Below are 9,331 nucleotides of genomic sequence, written 5' to 3' on the forward strand. Positions count from 1 at the left end.
CCAGGCCACTCGGGGGGAAAACCCCCCCCCATTGTTTCGATTTGGGGGAGCGGGCTTGCCCCGCGATGGCTACTGAATCAGACCAGCTCCATCCGCTTGAGCTCACTCTTCAGATACGCGTAGTAGATCGGCCCCGCCACCACCCCCGGCAGGCCGAACGCGGCCTCGAACACCAGCATCGCCAGCAACAGCTCCCAGGCCTTGGCACTGATCTGCCCGCCGACGATCCGCGCGTTGAGGAAGTACTCGACCTTGTGGATCACGATCAGATAGCCCAGCGCCGCCGCCGCCACCCAGATCGACAGCGACATCCCGACGATGGTGATCAGGGTGTTGGACATCAGGTTGCCGATCACCGGCAGCAGGCCGAGCAGGAAGGTCAGCACGATCAGCGTCTTGGTCAGCGGCAGGTGCACGCCGAACAGCGGCAGCACCACGGCCAGGAAGATGCCGGTGAACGCGGTGTTGAGCAGCGAAATCTTGATCTGCGCGAAGACGATGTTGCGAAACGCCTGCACCAGCAGGCTCAGGCGCTCGAACAAGGCCGCGGCCAGGGGCTTGCGCCGGGAAATGTCGGGGATGCGCTGCAAGGCAACGATGGCGCCGAGGATCATGCCGATCAGCAGCGTCACGAACATGTGCGCCATGCCCTTGCCCACCAGCTGCAGGTCGCTCAGGTGGCTCTTGATCCAGTCGCCGATAGCCACCTTGAACTCGGCCGCGCTGGCCGGCAGGTAGGCTTCGATGAACGGCGGCAACTGGCCACGAGCACGCTCGACCAGGGCCATGAACTTGTCCAGCGAGGCGCCGGGGTTCTCGGCTTCGTGCAGAAGGAAACTGAAGGCGCCGGCGAACAGCAGGGTCAGGGTGCTCACCACCAGCGTGCCCAGCAGGGCCACCGCCAGCCAGCGGGCGCGCTGCCCGGCGATCAGCGGCTGCAGGCGCGGAGTGAGCATGTTGACCAGTTCGAACACCAACAGCCCGGCCAGCAGGCTGGGGAGCAACTTCAGGGGCAATGCCAGCAACAGGCCGGCGATGACGATGACCAGGCTGGCAAGGGAGATCTGGCGGGGGGTGAAGGTCATACAGCCTCGACGGCAGACAGCGGAAAGTCCCGCAGTCTGCCAGCCTTCAATGCACAGGCATAGGCACAGGTCATTTCTTCTTCAGGCAGTCGCTCATGTAGGCCTTGCGCTCGTCGCCCTTGAGCGCCTTGGTGGTGGCGTCGGCATTGCAGGTTTTCATCTTGTCCTGTTGGGTCTGCGGCACATCCTTCTTCAGGCAGGTGCTCATGAACGCCTTGCGCTCATCGCCCTTGAGCGCCTTGGTGGTGGCGTCGGCGTTGCAGGTCTTCATCTTTTCCTGTTGCGCGGTGGCGGCGAATCCTTGCCCAGCGATCAACATGCCCAGCACCAGCAGTGGCACATGCAGCAGCTTCATGGAGTGGTCTCCTTGTCGGCGCGCCCGATGCGCGCTTGTCGAGCTGAGTGTAGACAAGAAATCTTACATCTCTGCCCGGGCCTGCCGCCGGTACTGCTCCGGCGTGCAGCCGGCCTGGCGCTGGAACATGGCGATGAACGCCGAGCCGCTGCTGTAGCCGAGGTCGAAGGCGATGGCCTGGATCGGCAGGCCGGCCTCCAGCGCCTCGATGGCCCGCAGAAAGCGCAGGCGCAGGCGCCACTCACCAAAGCTCATGCCCAGCTCGCGCAGGAAGTGCCGGGCCAGGGTGCGCTCGCTGACGTGCACCTGCGCGGCCCACTCGGCCAGTGGGCGGTTGTCGCCGGGCTCGGCCTGCAGCCCGGCGAGCACCTGGCCCAGGCTGTCGCTGCGGGCGAACGGCAGGTAGCAGGTTTGCCTCGGCGCCTGGTGCAGCTGGTCGAGCAGCACCTGGACCAGGCGCTGGTCGCAGGCGTCCTGGGCCACCTTGAGGTCGCGCCGGGCGAAGTCGCCGAGGATCGCCTTGAGGATGTCGCTGACCACCAGGCTGCAGGGCTGGGCTGGCAGCTCGGCGCACAGGCTGCGGTCCAGGTACACCGAGCGGTAGACGATGGCCTGGGGGTTGTAGCAGCCGTGCTCGGTGCCCGGCGGCACCCACACGGCGTAGTGGGGTGGCGAGATGAAGCGCTGGCCTTCGACATCCAGGTGCATGACGCCGTGGGAGGCGTAGTTGAGCTGGCCCCAGGGGTGGCGATGGGGCGCGCTTTGGCTGCCGGCGCCGAATTCGTCGTAGCGAAAGTAGACCGGGGCGGGGAGCTGGTCGAATTGCGGGATGTCGAGGTACTGGCGGGGCATGTTGGCTGCTTCGCGGGGCGGGTTGTCTGGATGGGAGTATAGGGCTTCTAACAGACAGGCGATAATACCAGGCATCACACTCTCCCTGTGGGAGCGGGCTTGCCCCGCGATTGCGTCAGCCGCCGCGGTATCGTCATCCAGGCTGCCGCCATCGCGGAGCAAGCCCGCTCCCACAGGTGTTCACCGTTATCCGAGATGCCTCATGAACTACCTCTTCCCCCTCACCGCCATCCTCATCTGGGCCGGCAACACCGTGGTCACCAAGCTGTCCGCCGGGGCCATCTTCCCGGCCGAGATCGGCTTCTACCGCTGGCTGCTGGCCGGCCTGCTGTTCACCCCCTTCCTGCTGCCCCAGGTATGGCGCAACCGCGCGGCGATCCGCCCGCACCTGGGCAAGGTCTTGGTGCTGGGCGTGCTGGGCATGGCCATCTACCAGAGCCTGGCCTACTTCGCCGCCGGCATCACCAGCGCCACCAACATGGGCATCATCCTGTCGCTGATGCCGCTGATGTCGCTGGCCCTGTCCATCGCCTGGCTGGGCCAGCGCCTGAGCTACGGCGCCTTGCTCGGCGCGCTGGTGTCGTTGTTCGGCGTGCTCGAGGTGGTCTCGGCCGGCCAACCTTCGGCGCTGCTGCACCAGGGCCTGAACAGCGGCGACCTGATGATGCTGGTGGCCACCTTCGCCTATGCGCTGTACAGCTTCCTGCTGAAGAAATGGCAATTGCGCCTGCCGCCGATGCAACTGCTGTACCTGCAAATCCTGGTGGCGATCCTGGTGCTGCTGCCGCTGTTCCTGCTGTCGCCCAAGACCGGGCTGAACGGCCATAACATTGGCCTGGTGGTGTATGCCTGCGTGCTGGCCTCGATGGTCGCGCCACGGGTGTGGATGCAGGCGGTGCACCGGCTGGGGCCGAGCCGGACCACGCTGTTTTTCAACCTGTTGCCGGTGGTGACGGCGGTGATTGCCGCAGTGGTGCTGGATGAGCAGTTGGCCAGTTATCACCTGGTTGGCGGGTTGCTGACCCTGGTTGGGGTGCTGCTGGCTGAGCGCTGGACTACGCCGGTGCGTCGGACCTCATAGAACTGCGCATAACTTGGTGATTGAGTGAGGACCTGTGGGAGCGGGTTTACCCGCGAACACCGGCGCAGCCGGTGCCATGCACCGCGTCGTCTGTTTCGCGGCTAAAGCCGCTCCCACAGGGTACGCGCTGGCCGCTGGATCACAACCCCGCCGCCTTGAGCCGGGCGGCATGCTCGGTAAACAGCCGCACCGGCTCGGCGCCCTTGCCCACCGCGCCGAGCGACTGGTTGACGATGTCCAGGTGGTCGAGCGGATAGTCGTCACCGATCACCTGACCCAAGTGCGAACTGAAGCGCCCGACCATGCCATCGCACTGGCCTTTCTCCCTGACGAAGCTGCGGGCGAACAGGCGGCAGAAGCGGTTGCTGCCATCAAAGCGATTGCGGCCCTGGTCGGTGAGCCCAGGCTGCAGGGTGCCGGACCAGGAGTAGTAGCGCACCCCGTTCACCTCACCCGGCCCTTCCCCGCCCCAGACCTCGGGCAGCCCCTGTGGATAAGCCTGGTTGAACAGCGCCACCCCGGCGCAGGTCAACGACTGATGCGAGGCATGCACATCGATCGGCAGCGGGTCGCGGCGCCAGCCGGTCTCCAGCCACACCAGCAACACCGCCAGGCCATGCAGCACGGCCCTGAGGACACGCCCCTGGGCTGAGTCGCCCGGCGCCGTGCGTTCCAGGTGGTCGGCCAGCTCCGAGCCATGGTTGGGCCCGGCCACCGAGGTCACCGAGGCTACCCGGTCAGGGCGTTTCGCCGCCGCATAGCGGGCACTCAGCGCGCCCTGGCTATGGCCGATCAGGTTGACCTTTTCCGCCCCCGTGCGCTGGCAGATGTCTTCGATGATGGCCAGCAGCTGTTCGCCACGCACCTCGCTGCCATGCAAGGGCGAGACCTGCACCGGGAACACCTGCGCGCCGCCCCGGCGCAGGGCCGGGACGATGCCGAACCAGTAGGGATAGAGCAGCAACCGCACAAACCCGAGCATGCCCGGCACCAGCACCAGTGGATAGCGTGTAGCCAACGCTTGCGTCATTGCCCCAGCCCCTTTGCATGGACGACCGGCCCACACTACAGCGCCGTTTGCGCCCTGCGCAATCGAACTCCTGGCGCGCCGCGCGGTTCCAAGCTGAACAGACCCTCGAGCAAGGAGCGGGACCATGTACAAGCAGACCCTGGCCATTCTTCTGGCAAGCGCCACCCTCGCCGCCTGCAGCAGCCGCCCGGAAAACCCGGTGGACTACGTGACCTACCGCGACCAGCCGCTGGTCAAGCAGGTGGAAAACGGCATGACCATGCAGAAGGTCATCGCCATCGGCGGCAACCCGTCGAATGCCATCGACCTGCCCCATGGCGGCACCTGCAACGACTACATCCTCAACCGCGACGGCCACCAGCAGGCCTACTACGTGCGTTTTGACGCCACCGGGCATGTTGACGCCAAGGGTTTCAAGACGTGCAAGCAACGCCAGCAAGACAGCGACGCCGCCCACGGCGCATGACCACCCTGATGCTTACGGAGATGAACATGAGCGTTGAACTGACCGATGTGAAGACCCTGCGCGAACGTGCGCGCAAGCACGCTGAAAACGGCGCGGTGACCGAGGGTTACCAGGCCGACCGCGAGAAGATCCTGCGCCTGCTCAACGAGTCGCTGGCCACCGAGCTGGTGTGCGTGCTGCGTTACAAGCGCCACTACTTCATGGCCAGCGGCATCAAGGCCAGTGTCGCTGCAGCGGAATTCCTCGAACATGCCACCCAGGAAGCCGAGCACGCCGACAAGCTGGCCGAGCGCATCGTGCAACTGGGCGGCGAGCCGGACTTCAACCCGGACAACCTGAGCAAGCATTCGCATGCCCAGTACGTGGAAGGCAAGAACCTCAAGGAGATGGTGCTGGAAGACCTGGTGGCCGAGCGCATCGCCATCGACAGCTATCGCGAGATCATCCAGTTCATCGGCGACAGCGACCCGACCACACGGCGGATCTTCGAGGACATCCTGGCCCAGGAAGAAGAGCACGCGGACGATATGGCGGATCTGTTGCAGGGTCTGTAAACACTAGACTTACGTGGGAGCGGGCTTGCCCCGCGATGGTTCCAAAGCCATCGCGGGGCAAGTCGGGGCGCCGAACCGCCGCTCCCACGCACTTCAACGACCTTTGTTCACCGCAGCCGGCGCCTTGCCGGCTTTCATCTGCTGCAACAGCGGCGTGCACTGGTTCGGCGCATCGCCACTGCTCGGCGCGATCAGCGCCAGCAGCCCCGCCGCCGGCCCCACGACCACCCCCAGTGCCAGCATTCCCGCGCCACGCAGCGCCAGCGGCACCGCCTGCACCCCGGCATTGGGCTTGGCGAACGGCCCACGCACATACAACGGCGAGCGCAGCGAGAACAGCCGCACGCCCTTGGATTCCGGGGTGATCTTCAAGTCCAGCTGCTCGCTGGCGAAGTTGGCCGTGCCGTTGATGTAGATGATCGCGTTCTCGGTATCGAAGACGAACAGGCGGGTAGTGGCCAGGCCATCCTTGATACCCACATCGGCCGCCGCGCAATTGATCTTCACGTCCTCGTCGCCGAACAGCTTGCCGATCACATAGTTGCCGACGTTGAGCCCGGCGATCTCCATCAGGCTGCGGCTGATCGCGCCATCGTTGATCAGCAGGCGCAGGTCACCGTTGGAGGTACCGAGCAACGCCGCCACCGAGTTGCCGCGGCCGCGCAGGTCGGCATCGCCATTGAGCTCACCAAAGCTGGTCTGCATCGGCGCGAAGCTGGGGAACAACTGCTTGAGCTTGAAGCCTCGGGCGGTGAGCTTGGCACGCCCTTGCAGCGGCGTGCTGCGCCCGTCCAGGCTGATGTTGGAGTCGAGGTTGCCGCCGGCCACGCCGAAGCGCAGCGGCTCCAGGCGCAACAGGCCATCGTCGAGGATCACATGGGCGGCCAGGTCGTTGAACGGCAGCTGCTCGCTGTGGACGATGCGCTTGCCGGCGAACGAGACGTCGGCATCCATGGCCCGCCAGCGCTCGGTGCGGAATTCTTCCACCGGCAACACCTTGCCCGCCGGCTGCTTGCTGGCGCCGCCACGGGCCTTCTGCTGGCTGTTGGAGTCTGCGCCGATCAGCGGTGCAAGGTCCTTGAACAGCAGCTGGTTCGACACCAGGTTGCCGGACAGTTTCGGCCGCGGCTGGCTGGCGACGAACGCCAGGTCGCCATGGATATCGCTGGCGCCGATCTTGCCGTTGAAGCCCTCGTAGCGGAACTGCGCACCGCCTGCTGCATGCAAATTGGCGTTGAGGTGGCCGTCGGTTTCATAAGCCGGGGTGTCCGGCAAGGTCACGCCGGTGAGCGGGTAGAGGTTGCCCAGGCTGCTGCCGGACAGCTTCAGGCGCAGGTCGAGGGCGCCCAGGTTGCGCGGGTCGGTCAGGGTACCGGCCAGCGCCACCTGGGTGTCGCCGATGCGGGCGTCGGCCTGCAGCGGGAACGGCTGGCTGGCATCCTGCAGCGCCAGCAGGCCGCCGATCTTGCCGGTGGCCGTCACTGCCTGACCTTTGTAGCGGCCCTGGGCCTTGAGGCCGAAGGCGTAGGCCTGGGCGTTGCCGGCTTTCTCGGCGCGGGCCTTGCCGACGATGTCGCTGAACGGGATCGGTTTGCCCAGCGGGTCGATCTGCACCTTCAGGCTGGTCTTGAGGGTCTGGTCGTCGAAGCTGACATTGCCCTGGTCGAAGCCGATGGCGCCGATGTCCAACACCCATTTCGACGGTGGTTCGTTGTCGTCCTTGGGCCCGAAGTCGAAGGTCCAGTTGGCGCGGCCGTCGGCCAGCCGGGTGAGGCTGGCGCTGGGCTTGACCAGGTCGATGCGCGGGATGCTGATGCGCTGGACGATCAACGGCAGCGGCGCCAGGCGGAATTCGACCCGCTCGAGGCCGACCATGCGCGGCTCCTTGAGCCAGTCCGGGTTGCCCAGCGAGAGGTCTTCGGCAGTGAAATGCGGCCAGGGCACGAAGGCGCGCCAGCCGCCTTCTTCCGGCGCGGTGCGCCAGTGCACGGCGAGGTTGCCGTTGATCGCGAAGGGCCGATGCAGCGCCTCGGACACTTTCTCGTTGAGCAGTGGCTTGACGCGGTTCCAGTCGAAGGTGGCGATCACCACCACCAGGATCGCCAGCAGCGTGGCCAGGGTGGCGAAGGTCCAGACAAGGATTCTGGCGGGGCGCGTCATTGCGGGGTTCTCCTGACTGCCGGGCACGAGGCGGGCATAACGATGGCACTTAAAATGTCGGACTGACGAAAACCCGCAGGGTTTAGTCCGGGTTGCCATGATAGCGAAGTTTTCCTGGCACTTTTCTGCGCTATTGGTCTGCCGCGGGCCTTGGTGTTACTGCGAAATCGGCAGCGCACAATATCGGCATCATCGCCGAAACCATTGACCCAGAGCCGCCGCACCTGAGTATCAATAGCGTCGATTGTTACCATTACCCTGATGAACTTCTCTCTGGCGTTACGCGGCGTAGCATTGCCTCCGTAGCCACTTTTCAGCCCCCGAGAGGAGCACCGAATCATGAAACGCCATCTGCTGCTGAGCCTGACCCTGTCCGTACTTGCCGCCAACGCTTTCGCCCTGCCTGCTGAAGACCAGCACCTGAGCGCCGAATCGCGCTCCAGCGCAGCCACTGTTGCCCAGCCGCTGAACACCCTGGCTGAAGGTGGCGCCGAACGCCTGCAGGAACGTGCCGGTCGCGTCGCTGAAGGTGGCTCGGATCGCCTGATCGAACGCAACAACCGCGTTGCCGAAGGTGGCTCGGATCGCCTGATCGAACGTAATAACCGCGTCGCCGAAGGTGGCTCGGATCGTCTGATCGAACGCAACAACCGCGTCGCCGAAGGTGGCTCGGATCGTCTGATCGAACGTAACAACCGCGTCGCCGAAGGTGGCTCGGATCGCCTGCTCGAACGTAATAACCGCGTCGCCGAAGGTGGCTCGGACCGTCTGCTCGAACGCAACAACCGCGTTGCCGAAGGTGGCTCGGACCGTCTGCTCGAACGCAACAACCGCGTTGCCGAAGGTGGCTCGGATCGCCTCGTTGAACTCAGCCGTGTGAGCTGATCGCCATGGCCGAAAACAACAAACCGCCCCGCTGTATCTGCTCCCCCCCTAGCCCGGTCCATTGACCGGGCTTTGTTTTTTTATCCAGAATGGCCGGCCTCACAGCCACAGAATCCCGCCCCATGCTGCCGCGTGCCGAACAGAAGCTACAGACCCGCCAGGCCCTGCTGGACGCCGCCTGCCAGCTCATGGAGAGCGGCCGTGGCTTTGGCAGCATCAGCCTGCGCGAAGTGGCCAAGGCTGCCGGCATCGTGCCCACTGGCTTCTATCGCCACTTCCCCGACATGGACACCCTGGGCCTGGCCCTGGTCGCCGAAATCGACACCACCTTCCGCCAGACCATCCGCCTGGTGCGGCACAACGAGTTCGAGTTGGGTGGCATCACCGACGCCTCGGTGCGCATCTTCCTCGATGTGGTCAACGCCCACCGTGCCCAGTTCCTGTTCCTGGCCCGCGAGCAATATGGCGGTTCGCAAGCCGTACGCCAGGCCATCGCCCGCCTGCGCCAGGACATCAGCAGCGACCTGGCCACCGACCTTGCGCGCATGCCGCGCTGGCAGCACCTGGACGGCGCCGCCCTGGCGGTGATGGCCGACCTGGTGGTCAAGACCGTGTTCGCCACCCTGCCGGAGCTGATCGACAGCCCGGAGCCGGGCAACCCTCAGGCGATGACGGCGCAAGAGAAGATCACCCAGCAGTTGCGCTTCATCTTCGTGGGTGCGCGGCATTGGCAGGGGTTGGGGAACCCAGGCTGAACTGATTTCGCCTTTACGACCCTCATCGCGGGGGGGGGGAAACCCCCCCCCCCCCCCCCCCCCACCCACCCCCCCCCCCCACCCCCCCCCCCCCCCCCCCCCCCCCCC

10 protein-coding genes are annotated in these 9,331 nt (G+C 65.5%); 5 read left to right on the forward strand and 5 right to left on the reverse strand.

Annotated features, from left to right (window positions below):
- Positions 1-77: 77 nt before the first annotated feature.
- From ACO6VM_RS20505 to ACO6VM_RS20515, 3 genes are all read right to left on the reverse strand, one after another.
- Positions 78-1,085 carry an AI-2E family transporter gene (locus ACO6VM_RS20505; RefSeq protein WP_125465731.1) on the reverse strand — a complete coding sequence of 336 codons (1,008 nt, stop codon included), beginning with the start codon at positions 1,083-1,085 and terminating at the stop codon, positions 78-80.
- Between the two features lie 70 nt (positions 1,086-1,155).
- On the reverse strand, positions 1,156-1,440 hold the full coding sequence (locus tag ACO6VM_RS20510) for a PsiF family protein (RefSeq protein WP_110992973.1): 285 nt from the start codon (positions 1,438-1,440) through the stop codon (positions 1,156-1,158).
- Between the two features lie 63 nt (positions 1,441-1,503).
- Positions 1,504-2,292 (reverse strand): AraC family transcriptional regulator, encoded by a 789-nt coding sequence (locus ACO6VM_RS20515; protein ID WP_125860627.1) that lies wholly within the window; start codon positions 2,290-2,292, stop codon positions 1,504-1,506.
- A 202-nt stretch (positions 2,293-2,494) separates the two neighbouring features.
- Here ACO6VM_RS20515 and ACO6VM_RS20520 point away from each other — a divergent pair, with 202 nt between their 5' ends.
- Positions 2,495-3,373 carry a DMT family transporter gene (locus ACO6VM_RS20520; protein WP_422403736.1) on the forward strand — a complete coding sequence of 293 codons (879 nt, stop codon included), beginning with the start codon at positions 2,495-2,497 and terminating at the stop codon, positions 3,371-3,373.
- Positions 3,374-3,512: 139 nt separating this feature from the next.
- Here the strand turns inward: ACO6VM_RS20520 and ACO6VM_RS20525 are convergent, their stop codons facing one another.
- Complete coding sequence (locus tag ACO6VM_RS20525) at positions 3,513-4,403, reverse strand: alpha/beta fold hydrolase (RefSeq protein ID WP_422403737.1); 891 nt, start codon at positions 4,401-4,403, stop codon at positions 3,513-3,515.
- 124 nt (positions 4,404-4,527) lie between these two features.
- Between ACO6VM_RS20525 and osmE the strand changes: the two genes are divergently transcribed.
- Together osmE and ACO6VM_RS20535 are read left to right on the forward strand one after the other, a co-directional pair.
- Positions 4,528-4,869, forward strand: a complete 342-nt coding sequence (gene osmE / locus ACO6VM_RS20530) for an osmotically-inducible lipoprotein OsmE (protein WP_390965948.1) — start codon at positions 4,528-4,530, stop codon at positions 4,867-4,869.
- 26 nt (positions 4,870-4,895) lie between these two features.
- Entirely contained in the window at positions 4,896-5,423 is a 528-nt protein-coding gene (locus ACO6VM_RS20535; RefSeq protein WP_390965947.1) for a ferritin-like domain-containing protein, read from the forward strand.
- Positions 5,424-5,516: 93 nt separating this feature from the next.
- Here the strand turns inward: ACO6VM_RS20535 and ACO6VM_RS20540 are convergent, their stop codons facing one another.
- On the reverse strand, positions 5,517-7,583 hold the full coding sequence (locus ACO6VM_RS20540; protein WP_390965945.1) for an AsmA family protein: 2,067 nt from the start codon (positions 7,581-7,583) through the stop codon (positions 5,517-5,519).
- Positions 7,584-7,922: 339 nt separating this feature from the next.
- On the opposite strand from ACO6VM_RS20540, the gene ACO6VM_RS20545 reads away from it, so the two are divergent.
- Together ACO6VM_RS20545 and ACO6VM_RS20550 are read left to right on the forward strand one after the other, a co-directional pair.
- Positions 7,923-8,468, forward strand: a complete 546-nt coding sequence (locus ACO6VM_RS20545; RefSeq protein WP_422403738.1) for a phage infection protein — start codon at positions 7,923-7,925, stop codon at positions 8,466-8,468.
- 122 nt (positions 8,469-8,590) lie between these two features.
- Positions 8,591-9,223: a TetR family transcriptional regulator gene (locus ACO6VM_RS20550; protein ID WP_110992981.1), complete on the forward strand. Its 633-nt coding sequence runs from the start codon at positions 8,591-8,593 to the stop codon at positions 9,221-9,223.
- Positions 9,224-9,331 lie beyond the last annotated feature (108 nt).

This window comes from Pseudomonas sp. GZD-209 (assembly GCF_049310485.1).
In the GTDB taxonomy this organism is placed as follows: domain Bacteria; phylum Pseudomonadota; class Gammaproteobacteria; order Pseudomonadales; family Pseudomonadaceae; genus Aquipseudomonas; species Aquipseudomonas sichuanensis.